Annotated in this window: 22 protein-coding genes, 3 pseudogenes and 1 riboswitch; of the genes and pseudogenes, 13 read left to right on the top strand and 12 right to left on the bottom strand. The window is 36.5% G+C overall.

Annotation, left to right across the window (positions count from 1 at the left end):
- Nucleotides 1–15: 15 nt before the first annotated feature.
- On the bottom strand, nucleotides 16–582 hold the full coding sequence (gene dhaS, locus BG05_RS26275; protein ID WP_016119731.1) for a dihydroxyacetone kinase transcriptional activator DhaS: 567 nt from the start codon (nucleotides 580–582) through the stop codon (nucleotides 16–18).
- 178 nt (nucleotides 583–760) lie between these two features.
- Here dhaS and dhaK point away from each other — a divergent pair, with 178 nt between their 5' ends.
- Nucleotides 761–2,512 (top strand): dihydroxyacetone kinase subunit DhaK, encoded by a 1,752-nt coding sequence (dhaK, locus tag BG05_RS30315; RefSeq protein WP_003187700.1) that lies wholly within the window; start codon nucleotides 761–763, stop codon nucleotides 2,510–2,512.
- Between the two features lie 55 nt (nucleotides 2,513–2,567).
- Here the strand turns inward: dhaK and BG05_RS26265 are convergent, their stop codons facing one another.
- Entirely contained in the window at nucleotides 2,568–3,119 is a 552-nt protein-coding gene (locus BG05_RS26265) for a DUF4352 domain-containing protein (RefSeq protein WP_002035363.1), read from the bottom strand.
- A gap of 222 nt (nucleotides 3,120–3,341) precedes the next feature.
- Nucleotides 3,342–3,548 carry a hypothetical protein gene (locus BG05_RS26260; RefSeq protein ID WP_002186538.1) on the bottom strand — a complete coding sequence of 69 codons (207 nt, stop codon included), beginning with the start codon at nucleotides 3,546–3,548 and terminating at the stop codon, nucleotides 3,342–3,344.
- Nucleotides 3,549–3,804: 256 nt separating this feature from the next.
- A riboswitch (SAM riboswitch) is annotated at nucleotides 3,805–3,910 on the top strand.
- Nucleotides 3,911–3,992: 82 nt separating this feature from the next.
- On the opposite strand from BG05_RS26260, the gene BG05_RS26250 reads away from it, so the two are divergent.
- The 3 genes from BG05_RS26250 to BG05_RS26240 all read left to right on the top strand — a co-directional run bounded on the left by BG05_RS26250 (nucleotide 3,993) and on the right by BG05_RS26240 (nucleotide 8,815).
- Nucleotides 3,993–5,051, top strand: coding sequence for an LLM class flavin-dependent oxidoreductase (locus BG05_RS26250; protein ID WP_003187703.1), 1,059 nt, complete (start codon nucleotides 3,993–3,995; stop codon nucleotides 5,049–5,051).
- Nucleotides 5,044–6,000, top strand: coding sequence for an ATP-grasp domain-containing protein (locus BG05_RS26245; protein WP_033733835.1), 957 nt, complete (start codon nucleotides 5,044–5,046; stop codon nucleotides 5,998–6,000). The genes BG05_RS26250 and BG05_RS26245 overlap by 8 nt, the downstream gene beginning before the upstream one ends.
- A gap of 430 nt (nucleotides 6,001–6,430) precedes the next feature.
- The gene (locus BG05_RS26240) at nucleotides 6,431–8,815 is read left to right on the top strand and encodes an immune inhibitor A domain-containing protein (RefSeq protein WP_179944897.1); all 2,385 of its coding nucleotides are present in this window, start codon (nucleotides 6,431–6,433) and stop codon (nucleotides 8,813–8,815) included.
- 638 nt (nucleotides 8,816–9,453) lie between these two features.
- On the opposite strand, the gene BG05_RS26235 is transcribed toward BG05_RS26240, so the two are convergent.
- Entirely contained in the window at nucleotides 9,454–10,284 is an 831-nt protein-coding gene (locus BG05_RS26235) for a VanW family protein (RefSeq protein ID WP_002087231.1), read from the bottom strand.
- 88 nt (nucleotides 10,285–10,372) lie between these two features.
- Nucleotides 10,373–10,576: pseudogene (locus tag BG05_RS32215) on the bottom strand (hypothetical protein); the annotation flags it as partial.
- Between the two features lie 690 nt (nucleotides 10,577–11,266).
- Here BG05_RS32215 and BG05_RS26225 point away from each other — a divergent pair.
- The 3 genes from BG05_RS26225 (at nucleotide 11,267) to BG05_RS26215 (ending at nucleotide 14,086) form a co-directional block, all read left to right on the top strand.
- Nucleotides 11,267–13,003, top strand: coding sequence for an S-layer homology domain-containing protein (locus BG05_RS26225; RefSeq protein WP_003187723.1), 1,737 nt, complete (start codon nucleotides 11,267–11,269; stop codon nucleotides 13,001–13,003).
- Nucleotides 13,004–13,143: 140 nt separating this feature from the next.
- Nucleotides 13,144–13,458: a PadR family transcriptional regulator gene (locus BG05_RS26220; protein ID WP_001078071.1), complete on the top strand. Its 315-nt coding sequence runs from the start codon at nucleotides 13,144–13,146 to the stop codon at nucleotides 13,456–13,458.
- A 16-nt stretch (nucleotides 13,459–13,474) separates the two neighbouring features.
- On the top strand, nucleotides 13,475–14,086 hold the full coding sequence (locus tag BG05_RS26215) for a DUF2812 domain-containing protein (protein WP_002186530.1): 612 nt from the start codon (nucleotides 13,475–13,477) through the stop codon (nucleotides 14,084–14,086).
- A 113-nt stretch (nucleotides 14,087–14,199) separates the two neighbouring features.
- Here BG05_RS26215 and BG05_RS26210 read toward each other — a convergent pair.
- A pseudogene (locus tag BG05_RS26210) lies at nucleotides 14,200–14,514 on the bottom strand (Tn3 family transposase); the annotation flags it as partial.
- Nucleotides 14,515–14,619: 105 nt separating this feature from the next.
- Between BG05_RS26210 and gad the strand changes: the two are divergent.
- The 4 genes from gad (at nucleotide 14,620) to BG05_RS26190 (ending at nucleotide 18,896) form a co-directional block, all read left to right on the top strand.
- Nucleotides 14,620–16,089 (top strand): glutamate decarboxylase, encoded by a 1,470-nt coding sequence (gad, locus tag BG05_RS26205; protein WP_003187721.1) that lies wholly within the window; start codon nucleotides 14,620–14,622, stop codon nucleotides 16,087–16,089.
- A 258-nt stretch (nucleotides 16,090–16,347) separates the two neighbouring features.
- Nucleotides 16,348–17,019: a hypothetical protein gene (locus tag BG05_RS26200; RefSeq protein ID WP_003187718.1), complete on the top strand. Its 672-nt coding sequence runs from the start codon at nucleotides 16,348–16,350 to the stop codon at nucleotides 17,017–17,019.
- Nucleotides 17,020–17,073: 54 nt separating this feature from the next.
- Nucleotides 17,074–17,733, top strand: a complete 660-nt coding sequence (locus BG05_RS26195; protein ID WP_003187716.1) for a hypothetical protein — start codon at nucleotides 17,074–17,076, stop codon at nucleotides 17,731–17,733.
- Nucleotides 17,734–17,987: 254 nt separating this feature from the next.
- Complete coding sequence (locus BG05_RS26190) at nucleotides 17,988–18,896, top strand: alpha/beta fold hydrolase (RefSeq protein WP_003187714.1); 909 nt, start codon at nucleotides 17,988–17,990, stop codon at nucleotides 18,894–18,896.
- 205 nt (nucleotides 18,897–19,101) lie between these two features.
- On the opposite strand, the gene BG05_RS26185 is transcribed toward BG05_RS26190, so the two are convergent.
- From BG05_RS26185 to BG05_RS26175, 4 genes and pseudogenes are all read right to left on the bottom strand, one after another.
- Entirely contained in the window at nucleotides 19,102–19,326 is a 225-nt protein-coding gene (locus BG05_RS26185) for a hypothetical protein (RefSeq protein WP_002035172.1), read from the bottom strand.
- A 420-nt stretch (nucleotides 19,327–19,746) separates the two neighbouring features.
- Nucleotides 19,747–19,956: a glycine zipper domain-containing protein gene (locus BG05_RS26180; RefSeq protein WP_000764047.1), complete on the bottom strand. Its 210-nt coding sequence runs from the start codon at nucleotides 19,954–19,956 to the stop codon at nucleotides 19,747–19,749.
- A gap of 92 nt (nucleotides 19,957–20,048) precedes the next feature.
- Nucleotides 20,049–20,282 (bottom strand): annotated as a pseudogene (locus BG05_RS30305) (DDE-type integrase/transposase/recombinase); the annotation flags it as partial.
- A 114-nt stretch (nucleotides 20,283–20,396) separates the two neighbouring features.
- Nucleotides 20,397–20,597, bottom strand: a complete 201-nt coding sequence (locus BG05_RS26175) for a DUF1657 domain-containing protein (protein WP_000218933.1) — start codon at nucleotides 20,595–20,597, stop codon at nucleotides 20,397–20,399.
- A gap of 210 nt (nucleotides 20,598–20,807) precedes the next feature.
- Between BG05_RS26175 and BG05_RS26170 the strand changes: the two genes are divergently transcribed.
- A complete protein-coding gene (locus tag BG05_RS26170) occupies nucleotides 20,808–22,034 on the top strand; it encodes a phospholipase D-like domain-containing protein (RefSeq protein WP_016126658.1) in 1,227 nt (408 codons plus the stop codon).
- A 212-nt stretch (nucleotides 22,035–22,246) separates the two neighbouring features.
- On the opposite strand, the gene BG05_RS26165 is transcribed toward BG05_RS26170, so the two are convergent.
- Nucleotides 22,247–22,717 carry a DinB family protein gene (locus tag BG05_RS26165; RefSeq protein ID WP_033734563.1) on the bottom strand — a complete coding sequence of 157 codons (471 nt, stop codon included), beginning with the start codon at nucleotides 22,715–22,717 and terminating at the stop codon, nucleotides 22,247–22,249.
- A gap of 603 nt (nucleotides 22,718–23,320) precedes the next feature.
- The gene (locus BG05_RS26160) at nucleotides 23,321–23,836 is read right to left on the bottom strand and encodes a TetR/AcrR family transcriptional regulator (RefSeq protein ID WP_048516921.1); all 516 of its coding nucleotides are present in this window, start codon (nucleotides 23,834–23,836) and stop codon (nucleotides 23,321–23,323) included.
- A gap of 393 nt (nucleotides 23,837–24,229) precedes the next feature.
- Between BG05_RS26160 and BG05_RS28815 the strand changes: the two genes are divergently transcribed.
- Nucleotides 24,230–26,440, top strand: a complete 2,211-nt coding sequence (locus tag BG05_RS28815; protein ID WP_033734565.1) for an MMPL family transporter — start codon at nucleotides 24,230–24,232, stop codon at nucleotides 26,438–26,440.
- Nucleotides 26,441–26,481 lie beyond the last annotated feature (41 nt).

The raw sequence follows: 26,481 nt of genomic DNA, 5'->3' as shown, positions 1-26,481 counted from the left end.
TTTGCCACCCTTTAATTACTTTGCTGATTGCTCCAGTAATAGTAGTAATTGATTGTTTATCATATTTTTCATGAGAGAAGACATAATGGACGGATCTACTTCACATTTACTTTCAATCCAATCTTTTATCGTCCCAACGAAGCCGTGACTATAAAAAGAGGCAATCGTATTTTTTGTCTCATCAGAAAGGCTGAATCCACAGCTCATCGATAGTTCATCAATAATCTTCATATATAAGTTTTTCGTATGCTCAAATAAATAGTGATTAAACGAGTTTTGTTCAATGACTTTAAAAGCATTTTGGTAAAATTTTTGATTTTCATAAAAGTAATCAAATAATAAATCGAAAATGTTTTCCCATGTTTCATAATCAAGAAAGTCTATAATATTTTCTTTCGTTTCTTCTTTATAAATCCAGCTTAATAGTTCGAATTTATCTTTAAAATGATAATAAAAAGTTTGCCTACGCATTTGACAGTGTAACATAATATCGCTCACTGATATTTTATGAAACGATTCTGTTTCCATTAAATGTTTCAATGAGTTCGCGATTATCTTTTTAGAAATTATAGAAGAGGTCATCTGAATCATCCCTAGAATGTTAGTAATATAAAAATCCTATCTATAAATGAGAGCGGTGTCTTTAGACAGATTGTCCATTTTGTCCGTTTACTATAAAACGCTTTCATTTTAACATGAGTAGTAAGAAGAAGATTTCAAATATATCACAATATATTAAAGGAATTGAGGGAGAAGCACAATGAAAAAGATTATAAACAAACCAGAAACATTAGTAATGGAAATGTGCAACGGAATGGTTATGGCTCATCCAGAGCTGGAGCTTTTGAAAAAATATAAAGTCATTAAGAAGAAAGAAATGAATGAAAATAAAGTAACGTTAATTAGTGGCGGCGGTAGTGGTCACGAGCCAGCACATGCAGGTCTAGTCGGAAAAGGAATGTTAGATGCGGCAGTATGCGGAGATGTGTTTGCTTCGCCTTCACAAATTCAGGTATACCAAGCGATTAAAGAGACAGCTAGTAAAAAAGGTACGTTGTTAATTATTAAAAATTATAGCGGCGATATTATGAATTTCAAAAACGGTGCACATTTAGCGACTGAAGATGGAATTGAAGTCGACTACGTAAAAGTAGACGATGATATTGCGGTAGAAGATAGCCTGTATACAGTAGGACGCCGCGGTGTTGCGGGAGTTATTTTAGTGCATAAAATTGCCGGCGCAGCAGCGGAAGCAGGAATGGATTTAGGAGCGGTGAAAGCTGTAGCGGAAAAAGCAGCGGCTAACGTGCGTACAATCGGTTTAGCATTAACTTCTTGTACAGTTCCAGCGAGCGGATCACCTACTTTTACACTTGAAGAAGATGAAATGGAATACGGCGTAGGTATTCACGGTGAACCAGGTATTAAACGTGAAAAAACGCTGTCAGCAGATGAATTAGCTAACCGTATGACAAATGATTTAATAAAAGATTTAGGAGTAAAAGATGGTGAGGAAATCGCGCTTCTAGTAAATGGTTTTGGCGGAACACCACTGCAAGAACTTTACCTATTTAACAATGCAGTTACGAGAGAATTAGCTGATAGAAACATTAAAATTAATAGAGTATTCGTCGGTAATTATATGACGAGTATCGATATGGCTGGTATGTCTTTAACAGTGATGAAGTTAGATGACGAGTTAAAAACGTTGTTATCGAAAGAGTGTAATACACCAGCGTTTAAAGTAGATGGACCAGTTGAAAGTGTAGAGTACGTGAATGTGCTTGAAGATGTAGAAGAGAAGGAAGTTTCCTTCGAAATAGAAACAGCGGAAGAGCATGCTGTTATTAAAAATAATGTCATTACATTAAATAACATGATCTATCTCGTTGATAAAATGAGTGACATTATTATTAAAAATGAAGTACCGTTCTGTGAGTTAGATACACATGCAGGTGACGGCGACTTCGGAATGAGTGTTGCAAAAGGATTTAAGCAATTAAAGCGTGAGTGGCATTCTATTGTAGGACAAGAGAATGTAACGATTGGATCATTCCTTGACGGTTGTTCAATGATTATTATGGAACATTGCGGCGGCGCTTCTGGTCCAATTTGGGGCGGAGCGTTCCGCGCAGCTAGTAAAGCAGCAGGCGAAAAACGTGAGCTAACAGCTGGAGAGTTCGCTGAAATGTTGCAAGCGGCACTTCAAGGCATACAATCTATCGGTGAAAGATCGTTCGGTAGAGGAGCGGTAGTTGGTGATAAAACACTTGTTGATGCACTTGCTCCATGTGTAGATTCTTGGTTAGCTAGCGCTTCAAACGAAGTAGACGTGAAAACTGCCTTTGAAAAAGGAGCAGAAGCAGCGGTTAAAGGAGCAGAGTATACGAAAGAAATCGTAGCTCGTATGGGCCGCGCTGGTACAGTTGGTGAAAGAAGCTTAGGCTATCCAGATGCAGGTGCACATGCACTTGGAGTTATCTTTACGGAGATTGCGGGTAGTTTGAGATAGTAATTAGAAAGTCCCTCTGCCTTAGGTAGAGGGACTTTTATATTGTATTTTAGATTTAGTTTTTTTGTGATTGCAGCTTATCGATTTTCCAGTGTGCTCCTAGAGGATCTAAAGAGCTTTCAATATAAAACATATATTCATCTGCGGTACTTGGTACTTCAAAAGCTATTTTTAATTCTACCGTTTCATTTGGTTTAACTTGTATATCAGAAGGGTTTTGATCAAGCACCTTTCCTTCATAGGCCTTTCCGTCTTTTTCATCTTTTAAGTTATATTTTAATTCTGATAGTCCAATCGTTTGACCTCGTACATTTTTTACAGAGACATTAACAACGACGGAATCGTTACTAGCATTTAAATATGCATTTTGAACGGCGGTCAAGTAATAGCCTCCCTTAACACTCTCACCAACTAATAAAATACCTTGTTCCAAGCGGCTCATATCTTCTTTTTCTTCAAAATTTATTAATTCTTCATTTTCATTTTTTGCGGTTGGTTCTTCTATTGGACCATTTTCAACGGCACTATCTTTTTTATCTTGTGTGCAAGCAGCCGTAACACTGGCTAATGCTAGAATTAAAGTAAGTAATATGAATAATTTCCTCATAAAATTTATCTGTCTCCTTAAGTTTCTCAATTTGGTGCAACTATACATATTATAAAGAGATTCTATTAAGATTAACATAATGTCTCATTATTGGCTCAAAATAGGGGGTCCTTTAGACACCTTATTCTTGTTTTTTATTAATATGATTGGTGTATTTACTCTAGTTGTAGCGAAATCGTCCGTTGTTATCATTCCTACTGTAAATATGTAATTAGTATTATTTTATTCTTTAAATATCTCCGGTTTTTCAACTCTAAATGATTGCACCTCACCGCACTCTAAACAAAATGTGGTTAATAGTTTGGAACGTTTCCCTCCTGAAAAGAATCTACTAGATTCATCCTCACAAACATATGCATGATAAGCAGATCCAATCCTTCCTTCTTTAAATGTAGTAGAACCACAATTCTCGCATCGTTTATTTTTCATGTTACTAACACCTCATTTGATTGATATTTATTTTTCTGTGTTTTTAAGATAGAAGTAAAGCAACTTGGTTATAAATGATGTTTTCGACATGATACAACATAGCCCTTTATATATCCGCAAGTAAAACAACATAATACCCTATAAATCTCTATAACAATATGATGTTTCATATATCATTTAATGTTTATCGGAAAAATAAGTATTAAACGATTGATTTTTATTATTCTGATGATTATAATAAATGGAAATCAAACAATTCTTATGTTGAGAAGTGGAGGGACGGGCCCTATGAAACTTCGGCAACCTCGTTTTAGACGAAAGGTGCCAAATCCTGCAGGTGAAAAACACCTGAAAGATAAGAGCGGTTCATTTAGTCAAGAAGGCTACTCTTATTTCGTTAAGAGTAGCTTTTTTTATGGTTAAAAGTTAAAGGGGGAATAGGTAGTGGAGTATGGTTTTTGGTTGCCGATTTTTGGGGGATGGCTTCGAAATGTAGATGATGAATCTATGCCGCCTACGTTTGAGTATGCAAAACAAACAGCGCAAGCGGCAGAACAATTAGGTTTTTCAACAACACTTATAGCAGAATTAAATTTAAATGATATAAAAGGTGTTTCAGCACCAAGTTTAGAGGCGTGGACAACTGCGGCAGCACTTGCTGCGGTAACAGATCGATTAGAGATTATGACAGCTGTAAGACCTGGTTTTCACAATCCAGCAGTTACAGCGAAAATGGCAGCGAATATTGATCAATTAAGTAATGGCCGTTTTACATTGAATGTAGTTTCAGCATGGTGGGAAGAAGAAGCGAGACAGTACGGCGGGGTATTTACCGCACATGATGAACGGTATGATCGCACAGAGGAATTTGTAACAGTTTTGAAAGAGCTTTGGAAAGAAGAAGAGTTTTCTTATAAAGGGAATTTTTATGAGCTTCATAATACACATTTAAGTCCAAAACCTGTGCAGAAACAAGGGATTAAGATCTATGCAGGTGGTGAGAGTGAGCGAGGAAAAGAAGTAATTGTAAACCACGCGGATGCATATGTAATGCATGGGGGAACAGTAGAAGAGGTATCTGTGAAAATAGAAGATATGAAGAATCGTAGAAAGAAAGTCACAGAGGAGCCATTGCAGTCATTCGGGCTTGCGGCTTACGTCATTTGTCGTGATACAGAAGAAGAGGCATTAGAGGAATGGAGACGCATAACGGATGTGAAAGACGATGCTCTAGGTTATGCGGGTTACCAAGATTTTATTAGTAAATCGTATTTGGAACAGCAAGTGAAGCTAAATGATTATTCCGTATCTAATCGCGGGTTACGTCCTAATTTAATCGGAACACCAGAACAAATTGCAGAAAGGATACTTGCTTTTGAGAAAGTGGGTGTTACGTTATTACTTTTACAATTTTCTCCACAGCTTGAAGAGATGAAACGATTTTCTGAAAAAGTGATGCCATTAGTTGAAGCAAAAAGAAAGGAATTGATTACAAATGAGTAAAATTTACATATTACATGAGAATAAGGAATGGACGAATCATTTGGTGAAAAGGTTGGAAGAATTAGAGTTACCTTATGAGGAATGGTTTTTAGATGAAGGAACAATTTCGCTAGAAAAAGAACCTCCCCAAGGTGTTTTTTATAGCCGTATGAGTGCTTCTTCACATACGAGAGGGCATCGATATTCACCTGAGTTGACTGAAGGAGTTCTTGCTTGGTTAGAGGGATACGGGCGAACAGTATTTAATGGATCTCGTGCATTACGCCTTGAAGTAAGTAAATTGAATCAATATGCAGCATTAAGAAAATTTGGGATACAAGTGCCGAAAACAATTGGTGTTGTTGGCCGTGATAATATAGTAAAAGCAGCAAGGGAGTTAGGGGAAGTACCGTTCATTACAAAGCATAACCGTGCAGGTAAAGGCCTTGGTGTTCAACTTTTTCATTCCATTGATGCTTTAGAGCAATATTTGGATGGTCCGACGTTTGAAGAACCTATTGATGGAATTACTTTAATCCAGCAATATATTGAAGCGCCAGAACCGTATATTACACGTTGTGAGTTTGTAGGCGGTCAGTTTGTATATGCAGTTAAAGTAGATACATCAGAAGGATTTGAGCTTTGCCCGGCAGATGCATGCTCTATTCAAGATGCTTTTTGCCCAGTAGGAGAAGAGAGTAAGAAAGAGTCGTCAACAAAATTTGAAATTATATCGGGCTTCCAAGAGCCAATTATTGAACAATACAAAGAATTTTTGAAAGAAAATAAAATTACCGTTGCTGGTATTGAATTTATTCGCAGTTCGGATGGAACAATTTATACGTATGATATTAATACAAACACAAACTATAATTCTGACGCAGAGTCTGTAGCTAATCAATTTGGTATGCTTGAACTTGCTAAATTTCTTGGAATAGAATTAGAAAAACAAGTAGAGTCAGTTAAATAATGTTGATTAAAAAATAAGGTTCTGGTGCAAACCTTTGCTAAATTAATAGTATCAGTGTGTCCAAGTTTAAGAGCGTACTTACAAGGTTTTTAGAGTTTTTGCACCAGCAAGAAAAGTATCAGTTTATATTAAAAAACAGCCCAAGTTCGAATAAGGAACTTGGGCTGTTTGTATGTTGTATTTTCTTTCCTTTCCTAGCACTACTCCATCGCATCAAGATAAAAGAACGAGTGATTCCATTGTATGGTTATGTGCAAAACATAAACTAGTAGAAATTTTGTATTTTTTTATCCTACGTATCCCACCCTGCACAAAAAAATATTTCTCAACATTTAATTGTTGAAAAACATTGAATATTCTCTATAAAGAGAATATTATGTTGCTATCGGCAAAAAAAACGATAATTCGCAGACACTGGGGAGGAAATGCATTGAAAAAGAATAAGAAGTTAAAACCATTATCAGTTTTAGCAACAGCGGCAGTACTAAGTAGTAGTTTTGCTTTTGGAAGTCATGCGGCGTATGCTGATTCGCCATCATCTCTACCAATAGATGAGCATTTAATACCGGAGGAGCGTTTGGCAGAAGCGCTAAAACAACGGGGCGTAATTGATCAATCTGCATCACAAGCTGAGACGTCAAAGGCTGTCGAAAAATATGTTGAGAAAAAGAAAGGGGAAAACCCTGGTAAAGAAATCTTGACAGGAGATAGTCTTACGCAAGAAGCTTCTGATTTTATGAAAAAAGTAAAAGATGCAAAAATGAAGGAAAATGAACAGGCGCAACAGCCAACAGTAGGGCCAGTAGCTGGACCAGGTGCAGGATTGAATTCTAGTAAATTAAATGGAAAAGTACCTACTGCACCAGCGAAGCAAGAAGAGTACAACGGTGCTGTTCGAAAAGATAAAGTACTTGTTTTACTTGTAGAATTTAGCGATTTTAAGCATAACAATATTGATCAAGAGCCAGGATACATGTATTCTAAGGACTTCAATCGTGAACATTATCAAAAAATGTTATTTGGTAATGAACCATTTACGTTATTTGATGGATCGAAGATTAACACATTTAAACAATATTATGAAGAACAATCTGGCGGCAGCTACACAGTGGATGGAACTGTAACGGAATGGCTTACTGTTCCAGGAAAAGCTTCAGATTATGGTGCGGATGCAGGTACTGGCCATGATAACAAAGGTCCTTTAGGGCCGCGTGATCTTGTGAAAGAAGCATTAAAAGCAGCGGTAGCAAAAGGAATTAACTTAGCTGATTATGACCAATTTGATCAATACGATCAAAATGGTGATGGAAATAAAAACGAGCCAGATGGCATTATTGATCATTTAATGGTTGTACATGCTGGCGTTGGTCAAGAAGCTGGCGGCGGTAAATTGAAAGATGATGCGATTTGGTCTCATCGTTCAAAACTTGGATCAAAACCATATGCGATTGATGGCACAAAATCTTCTGTTTCGAATTGGGGCGGAAAGATGGCTGCATACGATTATACAATCGAGCCTGAAGATGGAGCAGTTGGTGTGTTTGCGCATGAGTATGGTCATGATTTAGGATTACCAGATGAATACGATACGAAGTACTCAGGACAAGGTGAACCTGTTGAGTCATGGTCTATTATGAGTGGCGGCAGCTGGGCTGGAAAAATTGCAGGAACAGAGCCAACAAGTTTCTCACCACAAAATAAAGAGTTTTTCCAAAAGAATATGAATGGCAACTGGGCGAATATCGTTGAGGTAGATTATGATAAACTTCGCACGGGAGTCGGTGTTGCAACATATTTAGATCAAAGTGTTACAAAATCAAAACGACCAGGAATCGTTCGTGTTAACTTGCCAGACAAAGATATTAAAAATATCGAGTCAGCATTTGGTAAGAAGTTTTATTACAGTACAAAAGGAAATGACATTCATACAACACTTGAGACACCAGTATTTGACTTAACAAATGCAAAGGATGCTAAGTTTGATTATAAGGCATTCTACGAACTTGAAGCGAAGTATGATTTCCTTGACGTATATGCGATTGCAGAAGATGGAACGAAGACACGTATTGATAGAATGGGCGAAAAAGATGTAAAAGGCGGCGTGGATACAACTGATGGTAAGTGGGTTGATAAATCATACGATTTAAGCCAATTTAAAGGGAAAAAAGTAAAACTGCAATTTGAGTATTTAACAGATATTGCAGTAGCTTATAAAGGATTTGCGTTAGATAATGCTGCATTAACTGTAGATGGCAAAGTTGTTTTCTCAGATGATGCAGAAGGCGGGCCAGCAATGACGTTAAAAGGATTTACTGTATCTAACGGATTGGAACAGAAAAAAAATAACTACTACGTAGAGTGGAGAAATTACGCTGGTTCTGACACGGCGTTAAAACATGCGCGTGGTCCAGTCTTTAATACAGGAATGGTTGTATGGTATGCGGATCAAAGCTTTACAGATAACTGGGTAGGTGTTCATCCAGGTGAAGGATTCTTAGGAGTAGTAGATTCTCATCCAGAGGCAATCGTAGGTACATTAAACGGACAACCGACTGTGAAGAGCAGTACGCGTTATCAAATTGCCGATGCGGCATTCTCATTTGATCAAGCGCCAGCATGGAGAGTAGACTCGCCAACTCGCGGTATCTTTGACTATAAAGGATTACCAGGAGTTGCAAAATTTGATGATTCTAAGCAGTACATCAACAGCGCTATTCCAGATGCAGGACGTAAGTTGCCGAAATTAGGGTTGAAGTTTGAAGTAGTAGGTCAAGCTGAAGACAAATCTGCAGGTGCAGTTTGGATTCATCGATAGAATAAGGTGAAACTATGAGAGCTGTCTATAAGTTGGTGAAACTGACTTATGGACAGCTCTTTTCTTATTCTAGAAACGTGGCAGTTTAGTTTAGGAACCAGTTCATTGGAAAGGAAGATATAAAATTTATTTTCAATAAAAATGAGAAATGATATCTCTAGGAAATTTCCTTTTCCTTCCACATACGAGGTGTAAAACAAAGGGAGAAAGTCAGTAGCGGTCCTGTTATATTCTGCATAGCAGCGATTTATATGTCGAGAAATCAAAATAGATTTATGTAGCATGCCGCTTTAGTTTTAAAAGTAGAAATAAATCAATAAATTACAATGTAGCATGATTTAAATTAATTGAAATGCATGAGCAAAAATACATTCTCATACGAAATTTTTATTAAATTACAAAATACTTATCAGATTTGATTGTAAGAAATGATAAGTATAATTGATTTTTTATGGTGTACAGAAAAAATTAATTATCACATCCCTTTATTTTCACACTAGAACCTAAAAAGAGGTTCTGTTATAAAGTTTTTTAACAAGAAAAAGTTATGTTGCAAAAAGGGTTGTGCCTATTAATTATATGAAGAGAGGCATGTAGTGTGTTACTAGACAAAAATACTTGATACACCAATGTTACCTTCACTCACCCTCCTCATTATTATAAGCTAATAGTGGTTCGTACATCATTATAGCGTGATTCTCCGTTACATATTGGTCTTCTATAAACTGTTTCTGTTGAGTATATACTTTACGTTGAATAACATTATGTCGTATATAACCACCCCAGTATGCAGATTGGATTGAGTGTTCTTTTTCATATACTTCATATTGATAAAGCTGCGGATGGGCAATTCTCCACTCACCGACTAAATGCTTATCTGTAATATAAAGGTGAAGTTGATACGATTGGTCCGTTTCATTTTTGATTTGTAAATCCAAATAATTATAAGAACAAGTCGCTCCACTTCCAAATGGTTGGGTCCGCTTGGAATCAGGAAAGACATCAAAACTATGACGATATCGCTCTGTTACTGTCAATGGTGTATGTAAGGTCATCCAATATATTAAATTTGAAAGCTGACAAAGCCCTCCTCCAATGCCTGCTTGAAAAGATCCATAGTGTAGTATCATGCCCTCTACATACCCTTTTCTTCTCGTAGGCTTACCTATTAAACGCCAGTAAGAGAATGTTTCTCCCGGTCTAATGACGATACCATTTAGTTGTTTAATAGCAATCTTCAAATTAACAACTTTATTCTGTTGATACCACATATCTACATCTTTGAGCTTACGAAGTAGTATCGTTCGATGCTGAATCGCTGTATAGGGTAACTTTTCTTGTTGAAACGTTTTTGCATATGTTTTTCCATCTGCTAACCACTGAATGTACCTCTTTGTAGAGTAATACCATGTCCCTAGTAGAATGCGATACTTAGACCGCTGTTTAGGACGTAAGTTCACTAAATTCATTTTATTTCCTCTCTCCATCGTTTTCATATGTTACCATTTCCGTAATTACGATCCCAATCAATTGTCTTATTAATGCCTTTGAATTTACCCAAGTTTTCCCGCACAGAACTGTAATATTAATTGTCGCATTCTCTCGTTTTTTAACTACATTCTTATATGTATATCCATCAATAAATTGTACTTTTCTTAGCTGCATAGTAATTAACATAAATAGATAAGAGACGCAAAAAAACAGTATAATTAATCTAATGGGGACCTTGTTTTTTCCATTTTTCGAATTGCTTATAGTCATGTGAAACTCTGCCTCAATATGATAAATTCAAATAAACACATTATAAATATAAAGGATAACCTTAAATAAATAATAATGAAAATTAAAGAAATTCTAAAGAATCAATATATTTTTACTAAATATTGATTGATAATAAGTTGTTTTTTGAGACTTTACTAGGTTCTGTTGCAAAGTTTCTTAGCAAATAAAAAGTTAAGTTAATTACAATGAATCATGTTAAAAGGTATGTTCTCAGGATTATATTGTGATTTTAATGGAGATAGCATTGTTTTTTAGGCTACATTTTAGCGAAATAAAAGCTCAAAAATCGATATGTATATTTACAATGTTACATTAGTATTTTTCTTTTTATTTATCCCGCATTAACGGGCAGTAAAACTCCCACCTTAAAATGCGGCTGGAGCAAAGAAGTTAGGTGGGAGATCAACTGCCCGTAAACGCCCGATTGGTGAAGGCTAATAATCAGTGGGGGATGAACAAAACCCCCACTGATTAAAGTTTCACTTTATATATTCGCAAGTAAAATAGCATAATATCAGTATGAATCCCTATAGTGATATGAATTTTTGCATATTTTGAAATTCAGTATACCCTCCGAAAAATTTTGATTGTATAATGTGTTTTGTCATATTCTTTTAGATTTTTCGACAAAAAATAACAAAAATAGAAGACGTATTGGGAGAATACATTATGTACATAAAACTATTAAAATCAATTACATCCTTATCACTTATTGGTGGTGCTTTATTATATACAAATGGCAGTGATGTGAAAGCTGCTGAAACGGGTGCTTTTTCGGATGTACCTACATCGCACTGGTCCTATCCTGCGATTAAAGACTTAGCGAGTAAAAATATTATTTCAGGTTATGGAAATGGGATGTTTGGTTTTGGTGATGTTGCGACGCGGGAGCAAGTTGCAGCTTTAATTTATCGTGTGTTAGTACCGAATAAGCAAGGTGGTACGTTTAGTAATGATGGTGCTCGTTATGTATTACAAGATGGGTCTACTTTAAATAATCCGTATGGAGATATTCGCTCAGGTTCTACAATGTTTCCGGAAGAGGTTTTAACGTTAACGAAATTGGGGATTTTTAAAGGTGATGGAAATGGCGGTTTTAGACCGAAAGATTCTGTTAGCCGCGCAGAAATGGCGCAAATTATTAAAAATGCGTTCCAAGTTTCAGCTAAACAAAAACATACATTTAATGATGTTCCAAATGGGTTTTGGGCAGAAAACGCGATTAGTGCGGTGCAGTCAAACGGGATTGCATCTGGTACAGGAGACGGGAAATTTGAACCAGCTAAAACGGTAACGCGTGAACAGTATGCACAGTTTTTATATAATGCATTGAAATATAAAAAGCCTGAGGTTGCGGTGCAAGATACAGGAGATGCGGCATTATTAGCAGCATTCAAAAATGAAGTACAAACGCGTATTAATACGTATGAAACGAATATTACACTTCCATATAAAACGAAAAACAGTAATACAAAAGAAGTGATGAATACACTTTTTAACGCATATGAAGAAGTCGCAAATAAAAATGAGTATACAAATTATAATAGATCGAATGTTTCATACTCACTATCTGGATCGCCAGGGAATTATACGTTTACGCTAAATATTACATATCGTGAAACGAAAGAACAAACAGAATATGTGATGAAACAAGCGAAAGCGGTCGTTTCTTCTATTATTCAAATGGGAATGGATGATCATGAAAAAGTGAAGGCAATTCATGATTATGTTGTAAAACATGTTTCTTACGATACGTCTTATAAAGCGTATACAGCATATGAGGCACTCGCGAATCGTTCTGCCGTTTGCCAAGGTTACACACTATTAACCTATCAATTATTAAAAGAAGCTGGAATTGAGAATCATTTTGTAGTAGGAACTGGAGACGGTCAGCCTCATGCTTGGAATTTAGTTAAAATCGATAGCAAGTGGTATCACCTTGATACAACATTCGATGATCCGGTGCCAGATGAACAAGGCCGCGTAACGTATTCTTATTTCAACTTATCTGACGAGCAAATTGCAAGAAATCATGAGTGGAACCGCGTGGACTATCCGCAAGCTACAACAAACTATTATAGTACATTAACAAATAAAATTGCGACAGGTGGTACGAAAACACCTGCATATCAGCAAATATTGAAAGATACAAAGTTAAATTATTTAGGAAATGAATATATCGCAAATAACTATAATGAATTCAAAAATAAAATGCAGCAACGTTATAGCACAAAGTCAGCAAAGATTGAAATTCTTTATAAACAATCAATGGATGGCGCATTGCAAGATGTGAAAAAAGTAATTGGAGAAATCGGTTATCCGCAAGGAGCGAACCGTGTTTCTTATAAAGCTGAGCCGTATAATGCGAAAGAAGGATATTCTTTAGTGACGATTACGTTTATGTAAAAAAGCAACCTAGATCCTATGAGATCTAGGTTGTTTTTTTGTACCTAAATTTGACATATACAGTTAGACTGTATAAAATAAAACTATACAGTTCAACTATATAGTTTAGCTATATATTAATCGTTACATTGGAGGTCTTTATGAATAGAGATAAAAATTTACCATTAACGGAAACAACGTATTACGTTCTTTTAGCTTTATTAGAGCCAGCACACGGATATTTAATTATGCAAAAGGTTGAGGAACTTAGTAATCATCAAGTGAAAATCGCAGCGGGTACATTGTATGGTGCGGTTGAAAATTTATTAAAGCAACAATTAATAGAATCGGTAAAAAGTGAAGATAAACGAAGAAAAGTGTATGTCATTACTGAGCGGGGGAAAGAAGTATTACATTTAGACTTTATGAGGATGCAGCACATTATTGGGGTTACAAAAAGCTTATTAAATGTATAGTTAGGAGGAAGCGAAGATGTGGAGATTGAAATTCTTTTTAGACTTTGAGAAAGAGGAAAAATGGTTAGAAGAGATGGCTTGGAAAGGCTATCAACTAAAAAGTAATACATTTGGTTATAAATTTAAAATCGCAGAACCAGAGGATGCGACAATTAAAATAGATTATAGAATATTTTATAGACGAAGTGATTTTATTAATTATTGTACGTTATTTGAAGATAGCGGCTGGAAGCATATAGCCGGTAAATGGTGGGCAGGCACGCAATATTTTAAAAAGATAGATGAGGAAAGTGAAGATGACATTTTTTCAGATCAAATGTCACGAGCAGGGAAGTATAAACGTTTATCTAAGACATTTTTAGAATTAGCAATATGTTATTTTCCTCTATTAATGCTATTTATGTTTAATAATACAATTGATTTAGGAGTGATGTTAAATCCGAAAGGCCTATACTATACACCAGGATTATGGGATATGCACGGCGCAGCATTTTTAGGATCATTCTTATTTGAAACGCCATTTGCATTAATGAGGGGCATTTCATGGTTGTTTATCCCAGCTGCGATTGGTATGTTTTTCTTTTTCTCATATAAAGCAAATCGATTGTATGAAGAGAGAAAATACTAGGAGGACCCCCTTAAAGCTGATGCTTTGAGGGGGATTCTTTTGAATTTGTAAATGGTGTACTTGGTTAGCTTGATGGGCATGGGGTAGAGTCAGGAAAATGCGGATTTACAACGCTAAGAAAGTTTCAATGGTCTTAGAGAATCTAATGAGACCACTTTCTTTGAATTAAAATGGTATTCTCCTAGTAAATTGATATGTTCCCAACCTAAAGGTGACATATGATGCAATCAGTCTTCATTAAAACTACCTATCCGTTTTTGATATTTAACTGCTTTTGTTAGATGTAAAGTATTCCAGATACTGATGGCATTGATAATTATGTTTAAGGCACTGGCCCTTTGCAATTGATGCTGTATGGTTTGTTCCCTAAGCTCACCTTGTTTTCCGAAGAAAATAGCTCTTGCAAGTCCATTCATGGCTTCTCCTTTAATTCGAATGGTGGCAGCACCTTTTATTAGAATTGTCCCCTTGGTGTAACAAATGCTTTTTTGTAAATAATATGTTTGTTAAACAATTAATTAAGGGGGACTTGTATGCCACAGGATCGAAAAGCAGAAGCTCAAAACGATGCATACGAAGGAAAAGAGATCATGCCAGATAATCTACAATATCTACCGCGTCACGTGCAAATGGAGCTGCCTCACGAATTTTCAGTAAATCCTCTGTTTGCCCGCGAAGGAGAATCAGTCGTTCCGCGCTTTCACATGCCTGATGAAGGCATGTTACCAGAAACAGCGTATCAAATCGTCCATGATGAAATTGCTCTTGATGGCAATGCCCGCTTGAATCTTGCAACATTCGTTAGCACATGGATGGAGCCTGCCGCAGAGCACTTATATGCCAAATCATTCGACAAGAACATGATTGACAAGGATGAATATCCACAGACAGCCGAAATTGAGGAGCGGTGTGTCCGCATTTTAGCAAACCTCTGGCATTCGCCCACTCCCCTTACGACTATGGGCGTTTCAACAACTGGATCGTCGGAAGCATGTATGCTCGGGGGGCTTGCGTTAAAGAGACGCTGGCAAAATGCACGCAAAAGCGAAGGGAAGCCGGTGGATCGGCCCAATATTGTGTTTAGTTCTGCTGTTCAAGTTGTGTGGGAAAAATTCGCGAACTATTGGGAGGTTGAACCACGCTATGTGAAGGTTAGCCCTGAGCATCCCCGATTGGATCCTCAGGGGGTCCTCGCTGCCGTGGATGAAAATACGATTGGTGTGGTACCGATTCTCGGTGAGACTTATACCGGGGGTTACGAGCCGGTTGCCGCCATTGCGAAAGCGTTGGACGATTTACAGGAGAGGACAGGCCTCGACATTCCCATGCATGTGGATGCGGCTTCGGGGGGATTTATAGCACCGTTTCTTCAACCAGATTTAGTCTGGGATTTTCAATTACCGAGGGTGAAGTCCATCAATGTATCCGGACATAAATATGGATTAGTCTACCCTGGGTTGGGTTGGATAATTTGGCGGGAAGCTGAAGATCTCCCTGAGGATCTAATCTTCCGCGTCTCCTATTTGGGCGGGAACATGCCGACTTTTGCCCTGAATTTCTCTCGTCCTGGCGCACAAGTGCTCCTGCAATATTACAATTACCTGCGTTTGGGGAAAAGTGGGTACTATGATGTCCAAAGGGCTTCTCAGAAAGTCGCTCTTTTTCTTAGCAAGGCGATTCAGAAGATGGAACCGTTCGAACTTTTGTCCGATGGTTCGGATATTCCGGTTTTCGCTTGGCGACTGAAAGATGGTTACACATTAAACTGGAATCTTTATGATTTATCTCGACAATTGCGTGTGTTCGGCTGGCAAGTACCCGCTTATCCATTGCCTCCAGATATGGAAGCGGTGACGATTATGCGCGTTGTGGTTCGAAATGGATTTTCCATGGATCTCGCGCATTTATTTTTGAGGAACCTCAAACAGACCGTTGCCTTTCTGGATTCCCTGGACGGGCCTATGCCACATGATACGAAATGTGATAATGGGTTTCATCACTAAATGAAAAAAGCCTAATTTCTTCATATTTAATTGAGAAATTAGGCTTTTTAATATTGAAATTTCCTTAACGTTGTAAATCAGCATTTTTCTGACGCTACCTCAATACATATTATTAAAATTAAGATGGTTCAAGTCGGAGGAAGGCACCTTAGGGTGTCTTTTTTATTGCTCTTCGACAGAATATGACAAAATAGTTGTAACTGTTTCTGTTATGCTTGTGCAGTAAATCTTACATTTAACCACTGGAGGAACTACATAATGGGTAAAATTTTTAAGTTTGGGTGTTTAGGGGTAATAGCAATAGTAGTCATCATTTTTGTTGCTGCAGTTATTGATGGTAGTAATGATTCGAAAGAAAAAGCATCTACTAATCCAAAACAAGAAAGCAAAAAGGATGCTCCAATAAAAGAAGAACAGAAGAAGCAACAAGATGAAGCTAAGAAAAAGGAAGAACCTAAGCCAGCTGTAAACGCTGATAAGGCTACATACGAAAACGAAATCAAGCCTACTATTGATGCCATGATAAAAGAATATGATGAAATTTGGAATCAGGACTGGAGACCTATTTGGGGCGAAGCAAGCAAAGATCCTGCATCTATTGACAAGAACACTTTAAAAGAGAAAATGGAGTCAGTTACAAATCGATACGATGAACTATCCAATAAAAATACTGCGTTTAAAAGCGGTGCGAAGCTAAACGATCCTGTATTAAAAGAGAAGATTGAGAAATTCAGAGTTGATTTTGGACTAGCAACGAACTATAGAAGTAATGCTGGAAGAGCTGTGACTCAAGGAATAAAAGGGGTAGCTCCAATGAAAGAAAGAATGGATGAGGCTCAAAAATCAATCCAACTTTCTGATCAAAAACTAATCAATGCTGTAGCTAGTTTAACTGAAGTTGAATCGAAATTGGGAGTTAGTCGTAATTAGGCACTCGAAAGAGTGATTTTATTTTGTCCTCAGACATAAATAAAATCAGGGGTGATGTATATGAAGAAAGTATTTATGAGTTTATTGATAGCTATTACGTGTCTTATATTCACTGGTTGTTCAGCAGACATGAAAGTTGTAGAAGAAGATGCTACGGAAAAATTACAAGATAGCAAGTTGTTTCCGTATATTGAAGAGGCTAGTTACAAAGAAGGTGGTAAAAAGGAAGATAGAACTTCAGTAAACATTAATATAAATGTAGATGAACGATTCTCTGATTTAGAAACAATGGAAAAATATGAAGTGATGCAAGATGCTGTTAATAAGCTAGATGGATCTTCAAGCCTAATTAAATGTGGGAATGACAACCGTTGCATTTATGACAATCTCCATATTTCTGATGGCAATGACAAATACACAATGGATGTTTTTTATAAAGAATTAGTAATTAATGATAATAAAAAATACACTAAGTCAGATTATAATTCTGATATGAATCAAATAAAGAAAAAAGAAGAACCTGTTAATACTACTACGAATTCCAACTCAGTTCCTTCTTCATCTGCAGGACAAGAGGCACCATCTACATATGATCCTAAAAAGGATTCGGCTAACTATGATGCTAATGGTAATTATAAACCAGTTGACCAGATGAAACCTGAAGAAATCAAAAAGGAATTAGAAGGATTCCTAGAAGATTCTTTAAAAAGGTAGTTAAAACAAAATATAGATTTGAACCATATTTCTCAATGAACAAAACAACTTAACATGGTAAAATAATATTTGGATGGGAGTCCAATATATATTATTAAAATTAAGATGGTTCAAGTCGGAGAAAGGCACCTTAGGGTGTCTTTTCTTTTTTCTAAATGAGAATTTTGGCTTAAAGAAGATAAATTTTCAACGGATTATTGTCATGAATATATTGATAAAGTTCATCAATATATTTGTAGAAAGGAGGAATTCAAGTGAAGAGAGATGATAATAGGATTGGTCACTTTACATCTGAAAAAGGAAAGGAAGACTTTCAAATTGCCTACGATGAATCAATGGCACTTCTTCCAAAACCTAACGATACGAAAGATATAAAAACTAAATATGGCACAATTCGTGCTTATTACTTTACTAAAGAGGAAAACAAACATAAGGAGCCAATACTCTTACTCCCTGGACGTGGTGCATCTACTCCAATGTGGGTACCCAATTTAGAAGGGCTAAGGGAGAAAAGGCCTGTTTACACGATAGATTTACTCGGTGAACCTGGAATGAGTGTGCAAACGAAGGTGATTGAAAACCAAAAACAACAAGCAGAATGGTTAAATGAAGTAATTGAAGAATTAAGTTTAGAAAAAGTGCATATCGTGGGTGTCTCCATTGGAGGTTGGACAACAATGAATTTGGCCAGATATAATTCAGAGCATATTGCTACGGCTAGTTTATTGGACCCAGTCTTTGTATTTGCGCAAATGCCCATAAAGATGATTCTTGCATCTATTCCAGCTGCCGTCCCTATTGTACCTAAGTTTATAAGACAAAAGATGTTAAGCTATGTATCTGGAGGAGCAGAAACAAATGACGATGAGCCTATCGCTAAGTTAATCGAGTCGGGTATGCGTAACTATAAACTTAAAACACCAGCACCTGATCTATTTAGTAAAGAAGACTTGAAAAATATCAATGTTCCAGTGCTTGCATTAATGGCTGAAAAAAGTACAATGCACAATTCTGTAAAAGCAGTTGAAACTGGGAAAAAATACGTTAAAGATATAGATATAGTTAACTGGAAAAATGCATCTCACGCAATCAATGGTGAGTTCTCTAACGAAGTTAATGCCAGAATCCTTGATTTTATAGAAAAACATTCTAATGATAACTAAGTTGAAAGTGGAAAATATGTTGTAATAACAACTTTATCTCTATATAGCTATTTAGGAGGATTTAGCTCATTTTTTGTTTTAGGATATTAAAGTACCCCCTAAATGGAATTTTTTTATAGCACTGAAGTTCATTTTTATGATTTTTGAGGAAGAATGTGCTTCTTAAATTGATACCGCAAAAAAACAAACAGGAATGACTATTAAGTCATTCCTGTTCCTTAAAGAAACCTTCTATGGTACTAGTAACTTCCTTGAATGCTTCACCTTGGACACTAGAAATTGATAATCCTCCAATTATATTTTTCCACTGTGAATTTACACTATCCCAGTTATCATCCCAATTTTCAGTAATATGCTTATAAGCTTTAAAAGGTTTATCACGACTTGGTGAAACATATTTTAAAGCATCTATCAACTCTACAAACTCCAAAACACTTCAGGCCCTTCTTTTAGAATTGGAGTTACCTCTTCGTTTCGAGGTAAAACTTCCATTTAGGTGGTGCTATTAAATTTAAAAAGCTAAAACAAGCATAACCCCGTTCTAAATTTAGGACGGGGTTAAAATATAGTTGTTTAATTTCCGATATAAGATACTTCACTGTACTCAAAAATATAACAATAAAGTCGATTGATAATCTAAGGTTTATTCAGCAATAGCGCCCGATTGCGGAAGACCAAGAAAATGATTATGATTGCTGCTTATAGCTTGTTGAACTAACGCACACGTTACTTTAAGTGAATTGATTCACAATCTTACTGGGAATTTACCTAAAAAAGCTGAATTAACTTAATAAAAAAAAGGACTCCCTTTTTGGGAATCCAATTCATTCAGTGTCACTTTGGTTAAAGTCTAATCTTCTCGGTTCGCAACACTGTCATTAGCCTCATCGGCACCTTCGCCGACTTTGTTACCCATCGCTCCTCCTGCAACAGCTCCTGCAACGGTACCAAGTGGACCAAGAACAGAACCCAAAGCAGCTCCAGCGACAGCACCGACACCAGTTCCTACCGCTTCGCCAGTATCATTATCAACACGGTTACGTTCGTTTTTATCAGCCACTCATCTCACTCCTTATTTAGAATAGGCAAGTGCATTCCAGCACAATACCTTACATATTTTGACCTATAAGGACAGATTTATGCGAAGTGTTAGAATCCTGAGGATTTAGCAAACCGGCGCTTTACATAGCGATGATCTTGTTCTATGTAATTATTGAAATGTTTGATTGTAGAATGAGTAGTACTTTTATAAAAGTCATTCACCTTTAATTTTTTGAGTGAACAAAGTAAAGAAAGGGCCTTATCTGTTGTCAGAACCGTTGGTTCTCCAAAAGTTTGAACGAGTCGTTTCATAAAAGCATACGCAGATTGTGTATTCCGCTTCTTAAGTTGATGGGTATATGGCGATACCCTTTAATCGTAATCAGCATTATGATAATCGTTATTTAAGCTGGGCACTCTTCCATGGGGACGATATTCTATGTGAAAGGTATTATGTTATTACTTGTACTGAGGCTCTTCATGTTCAATTTGTTGAAGACGAGGATTTAAAGATTCAATAATTTCTTGAGTTTGTTGTGCTGCACCTTTATATAATTGTTTTGCTTGCTTGTTATCAGTATCAAGAACAAATCCTTCTAGGCATGCTTGAGCACTCTTTAATCCAGCGATAGTTTGTTTAAGTTTAGTACTTACTGTCATGTAGTATTCCTCCTTGTAAATGTACTTCAAAATATAGAATGCCTATTTTGTTATCAAAGTACGATTTCCAATTTTAGGGATATACGAATGAGAAATTTTATAGTTAATCGTTCAAAGGAGAATTTTTTAGCTAATAGATGCATGGAATAGTTTTGTCCCAATAACAAAAACTAACAGAAATAAAACGATAATATATAAAGGAGATTAAATATGCTGAAAAAGATAGGAAGAATTTTCCGAGCATTCCTCTTTTTATTTATCGGTGGATGTTTAGTTCTGTTTGTTTGGGGGGAAATTGACAGAACAATAGCCGAAAAAAATGGGGTATTTAGCCAGAATTCTAGTCAATACCCTATGCGTCAAAGTGATATTACTATGTATACAGATGGGAAACAGTTAAACAATCAATTATTCTCAGATATAGAGAAAGCAAAGCATTACGTGCATATTAACTTTTTTTCTATTGCTGATGATAAAGTAAGTCATCAGTTTCTAGAGCTATTGCGGAAAAAAAGTCAGGAAGGTGTAGAAGTATACTATGCAGTGGACAGGTTAGGTGGAATTTTACTAAAGAAAAAGGAAAGAGAATTATTAGTTAAAAAAGGAGTTCATTTTACATATTACAATAAACCTGTTTTCCCTTATCTTTTTTCTTCTTTGGATCATCGGAATCATCGTCGTATTTCAGTTATTGATGGAAAGGTTGGTTACATTGGCGGATTCAACATCGGAAAGAAGTATTTGGGGGAAAAAGAAAAACTTGGTTATTGGAGAGATTATCATCTTCAAATACGAGGAGAAGGAGTTCAAGATTTAGAACACCAATTTGTATTAGACTGGAATAAAAACTCAGAGAAACCGATTCCGATACACAATGCGGTAAAGGAAAAGGGAGCAACCTCGCAACGATTTACTGCATATTATAGTGGAGAAAAACTTGGGCAAGATTATGCAATGCTGTTTCAACAAGCAAAAGAATCCATCATTATATTAACACCTTATTTTATACCAAAAGACAGAACTATTTGGAACGCATTAGTAGATGCAAGAAAGAGGGGAGTCCGTGTCAAAATTCTATTCTCACCTCATTCGGATGCACTATTAGTTAAAGAAGCAGCATATCCATATATCCGAAAAGCATTAAAACAGGGGATGGAAGTATATGGTTATAAAAATGGGGTGTTACACGGTAAAGTATTTTTGATTGATGAAAAAGTATTGATGGTTGGGACCGTGAATTTTGATTCACGCTCGTTTCATTTAAATGAAGAAATGAACTGTTATATTCATGACCCTATCTATATTTCGAGAATAAAACCAGTGATTAATGCAGACTTACAAAATTCAAAGCAAGTAACATCCTCTGACGTCAATCAATTATCTATAAAAGAAAAAATGAAAGAAAAGGTTGCAAAAATGTTTGAGTATTATTTGTAAAGACAAAGTATTTTTATATTAGGGATAGTTTCACATTGTCATCAAGATAAGAAATGCAAATACCCCATATCCATCAAGCTAACAAGGACGAGTTACTCCAAAACGATAAAAACGATCAACATGCATCAAAAAAAACACGCTAAGCAAAAATACAATAAGCTGTCCATATGGACAGCTCATTTACATAATTACCGTTATTGGTAGTGAAATTATTAATCCCATATATTTGGGCGTTCAATTTTCATTGTTCTCATATAATCTAACATTTGTCCTGTATGAACACCCTCATGATATGCTATACGCATTAACATATCCCCTAAAGAACGGATATACCCTACATTTGAACGATCAATTTTAATTGTATTTAGATCTTCATTAGAAAAAGAACGAACAGTATCTAAAAAATGTTTGTGATATATCTCAGCAAAATCTAGTTCATCTTCGACAGATAAAAAAGGTCTGTTTTCAAATGGAGAATTATACTCTTTCAGACTTCCCCTATTTTCAATAGCCAGATGATAATAATGCTCTGATTCGAGTACATGCCGAATCATCTCTAAACAAGTCATAGCTTTTTCATCTGGTTTCCAATCTAATTTATCACTTGGAATTGTTTTCCATACCATTATACTCCGTCTTCTCACTTCTTTTAGATTTAATAATAATAAATCAATAGTGTTCAACTATATTTCTCCCCTTCACTTAGTCTTATAAATTAAGTTTATAATTATCTTCAAGAAAAATGCAAATATTCGTTCTTTTTCGACTGCATTTAACAAACGAATCGTCTTGTAACTCACAAAAAGAAACAATATGTTATGTATATCCTATACATACTCGGTTAACATAACGTCTCATTATCAGTAGCAATAATAAGGAGGAGCCCTAATCTCATAAGTAAATCTCCCTTTTTTGTTCTATGGATCTATGCATTTTTTTATACATTCCTATCCTGGCATGGTTTTTAGGTTACTGGATTAGCAGAAAAACTGTATAAAATCTTGCATACTCTTAGCCTGGTTTTTTTCCGAAATGCTGGCGGTACCCCATGCCCATCAAGCTAAAAAGAACGAGTTACCCCAAAACAATAAAAAGCGGGCGAAATGTACACGTTTTTCGTTCTGAGGGTATTATGAGATCTTAAGTTGATGGATGTGTGGCGAGACTATATGAAAGAAAGTTTTGTTCTTTTAACCAAAAACGGTCGTTTATGGTTAGATGAAATACTTACAGCTTTTTATGTGGTGCCCATTTTTTAAGATGTAATAAAAGGTAGAATAGTTGTATCAGGAATTTGCCAAATTCCTTGTATCTGTTGTCCCATATGGAAGAATCTCGTATATTTTTGCAGCAAGTGCCTGAGGAGACTCCCTTGACCCTCTTTTAATCCAATCGGTAACAATATTGAAGATACCGCCTGCTAAAAACAGGATTTGCATTCTGCTCATGTCATGATCGTGTGTAATATCCGCTTGAAAGACCTTTTCCATTGTGTAATTCAAGTAATCAAGCATCATATTAGATATATTTGAATCAATTAACTTTCCTGACGGCTTCTGTGCAGAGACAAATCCCTCTATGATATATTCAATAATTAGCTGCATACTTTCATACGGATCCAAACTATCAACCTCTTTCAAGAATTGTTGAACAATTTCATCCACAGATGCTTGTACGACGTCGTAAACGTTGCGGTAGTATTTGTAGAATGTGACTCTGGCAACTCCAGCCTTTTTACAAATAGCTGTTACGGTTATATCTTGCAATTTATGTTCATGCAACAGTGCGCTCAATGCCTCCATAATGTATGTTTGAGAGTGTATACTGTCTTCTCTTGACTTCCTCAAAGCTAACACATCCCTTCATTCTGTTCGTTTTAAGTGTAAATCATCACATATTGCTTGAAAGATGAAAATTCACTGTTATACTTACACTTGTAAGTACAATTGTTAGTGCGGTGATAATTTCATTGTATAAAAGGACATTATCGCTGTCAATGTGTACCATTTTCTTTGTTTCTTACTGGCAATTTGTCGCCATTTTGCAAGCTATAAATAGGGAGGGATATTCAGATACAATCTATAATAATTATTTTAAAATCTTATTATATGAATAATATGTAATTTAGGCATTTGTACGTTTCTAGATTACAACGTAAGAAGAATAATTTTTGACAAGAATAGGGTGAGATTTAATTGGCAAAACATCTGTATAAGTTAGGATATTGGGCAGTAAATCATAGGAAGAAGGTTGTATTCAGCGCACTCGCAATTCTTATTGCATTAGTGCTTTTTGCAGTCAACATGGGTTCCTCTTTCAAGGACGAGCTGAGTATTCCGAATACACCAGCAGATAAAGCAGGAAAAATAATTGAAAAAGAGTTTAAAGCGATGCAACCAGCAGGTGCCCAAGTAAAAGTGGCATTTAAAGCACCAAAAAACGAAACCTTGGAGTCAGCGGAAGTACAACAGAAAATTGCAGGAGTTCTTGAAGAGATAAAAAAAGACTCAGCTGTTGATTCTGTGGCAGCACCGATGCAACTGCAGAACCTCAGTGAAGATAAGACAATTGGATATGCAGTTGTTACGTACAAAGTAAAAGCAGAAAAGGTTACAGAAGCTTCTAAAGATAAGCTTTTAGATAGTATTGAAACAACAAGGGATGCCGGCATTCAAACGGAGTTATCAGGAGGCGATGTTACGTTTTCTGACTCAGAGACTTCAGGTATGACTGAAATTGTCGGAGTTCTTGTTGCCTTCGTAGTCCTGGCATTTACCTTTGTGTCTTTTCTAGTAGCTGGACTGCCGATTCTCACTGCGATAATCGGATTAGCAATTGGAATGCTAGGAATCATGATTGGAACCAATTATGTGGAAATCCAATCAGTTTCCTTATCATTAGCTGCCATGCTGGGACTCGCAGTAGGCATAGACTATGCACTCTTCATTATCAATCGTTTTAGACAGCAGCTTGCACAAGGAGATTCTGTTCCAGAATCTGTTGCCATCGCAACGGGAACAGCGGGAAGTGCCGTAATCTTCGCAGGATTAACTGTTATTATAGGTCTTTTGGGATTGTCTGTTACAAAGATTCCATTCCTGACAGCGATGGGCGTATCCGCTGCCTTTACTGTGCTTGCAGCTGTGTTGGTTTCCGTCATCATATTACCAGCCATTTTGGGACTTGTCGGCCATAAGATTGCCCCATCTAAACAAAATCGATTCTTGCAAAAGATGACTGGGGCAGGTAAGAAACATGCTGGTTCAAATAAATGGGGAGAATTTGTCATAAGACGTCCTCTGATTGTTACGATTTTCGCAATCGGACTACTTGCAGTGATTTCAATTCCGTTTTTCCATATGAACCTTGGTCTGCCTTCTGATGGAACAACAAAGTCCACAGAAACGACAGAAAGAAGAGCATATGATTTATTGACGGAAGCGTATGGGGAAGGATTTCATGCTTCTTTAATGGTAGTAGCAAAATCAGAAGAAGCAACAGCTGAAACGCAAAATGCTATGAACACCATCGCAAAAGAATTGGGTAACCTACCTGACGTGAAAAGTGTGACACCAGCTATCCCTGGGCCTTCTGGAAAGATTTATATGATTTCTATTACACCAAAAACTGGACCTGACGATACAAAGACAAAGGATTTGGTAAAAGCAATCAGGGACAAATCGAACCAAACCGAGAAAAAAAATGAAATTGAACTAATGGTAACGGGCACAGCAGCGATGAATATTGATATCGTGCAAAAGCTGAGTGACGCCTTGCCAGTTTTTGCTGCCCTTATTGTGGGACTTGCGTATGTACTCTTAGTTCTAGTGTTTAGATCTCTGCTCATTCCATTAAAAGCAGTATTAGGGTTTCTACTTTCTCTTGGCGCTACGTTGGGAGCCGTGGTATTTTTCGTGCAGGATGGACATTTCCAAAATATATTTGGGTTCCCGGCTGCCGGTCCGATCTTAGCCTTCTTGCCTGTCATTCTGATTGGCATCTTGTTCGGACTCGCCATGGACTATGAGGTGTTCCTAGTGAGCAAGATGCGGGAAGTATATACGCATACAGGTGATCCAAAGAGAGCTATTCTAGAAGGAATGCGGGAGAGCGGGAGAGTCGTAGTCGCAGCGGGATTAATTATGATGTCTGTATTTATTGGATTCATGCTGGCACCTGATACCATCATTAAATCCATAGGTATGGCTCTTACATTCGGTGTTTTCTTTGACGCATTCATCGTGAGAATGACAATCGTACCTGCAGTCATGATTCTCATGGGTAAGTCAGCCTGGTACTTGCCAAAATGGCTGGATAAAATTTTGCCTAACATTGATGTTGAAGGAGAAAGCATTATACATCGCGTAGAAAACAAAAGTGAAAAAATATATAAACAGAACAGTTAAAGTTAATTCATAGTTGTATTCATTTAAAAAACCGCCTCTCT

It is taken from the genome of Bacillus mycoides, from assembly GCF_000832605.1.
GTDB classification, from domain to species: Bacteria; Bacillota; Bacilli; order Bacillales; family Bacillaceae_G; genus Bacillus_A; species Bacillus_A mycoides.
This window is presented reverse-complemented; position numbering and strand designations above follow the sequence as displayed.

What these genes read in the sequence shown, in the direction of transcription:
- dhaS (WP_016119731.1), bottom strand. Translation starts at nt 582, where the DNA reads ATGACCTCTTCTATAATTTCTAAAAAGATAATCGCGAACTCATTGAAA.
- dhaK (WP_003187700.1), top strand. Translation starts at nt 761, where the DNA reads ATGAAAAAGATTATAAACAAACCAGAAACATTAGTAATGGAAATGTGC.
- BG05_RS26265 (WP_002035363.1), bottom strand. Translation starts at nt 3,119, where the DNA reads ATGAGGAAATTATTCATATTACTTACTTTAATTCTAGCATTAGCCAGT.
- BG05_RS26260 (WP_002186538.1), bottom strand. Translation starts at nt 3,548, where the DNA reads ATGAAAAATAAACGATGCGAGAATTGTGGTTCTACTACATTTAAAGAA.
- BG05_RS26245 (WP_033733835.1), top strand. Translation starts at nt 5,044, where the DNA reads ATGAGTAAAATTTACATATTACATGAGAATAAGGAATGGACGAATCAT.
- BG05_RS26235 (WP_002087231.1), bottom strand. Translation starts at nt 10,284, where the DNA reads ATGAATTTAGTGAACTTACGTCCTAAACAGCGGTCTAAGTATCGCATT.
- BG05_RS26225 (WP_003187723.1), top strand. Translation starts at nt 11,267, where the DNA reads ATGTACATAAAACTATTAAAATCAATTACATCCTTATCACTTATTGGT.
- BG05_RS26220 (WP_001078071.1), top strand. Translation starts at nt 13,144, where the DNA reads ATGAATAGAGATAAAAATTTACCATTAACGGAAACAACGTATTACGTT.
- BG05_RS26215 (WP_002186530.1), top strand. Translation starts at nt 13,475, where the DNA reads ATGTGGAGATTGAAATTCTTTTTAGACTTTGAGAAAGAGGAAAAATGG.
- gad (WP_003187721.1), top strand. Translation starts at nt 14,620, where the DNA reads ATGCCACAGGATCGAAAAGCAGAAGCTCAAAACGATGCATACGAAGGA.
- BG05_RS26200 (WP_003187718.1), top strand. Translation starts at nt 16,348, where the DNA reads ATGGGTAAAATTTTTAAGTTTGGGTGTTTAGGGGTAATAGCAATAGTA.
- BG05_RS26195 (WP_003187716.1), top strand. Translation starts at nt 17,074, where the DNA reads ATGTATATGAAGAAAGTATTTATGAGTTTATTGATAGCTATTACGTGT.
- BG05_RS26175 (WP_000218933.1), bottom strand. Translation starts at nt 20,597, where the DNA reads ATGACAGTAAGTACTAAACTTAAACAAACTATCGCTGGATTAAAGAGT.
- BG05_RS26170 (WP_016126658.1), top strand. Translation starts at nt 20,808, where the DNA reads ATGCTGAAAAAGATAGGAAGAATTTTCCGAGCATTCCTCTTTTTATTT.
- BG05_RS26160 (WP_048516921.1), bottom strand. Translation starts at nt 23,836, where the DNA reads ATGGAGGCATTGAGCGCACTGTTGCATGAACATAAATTGCAAGATATA.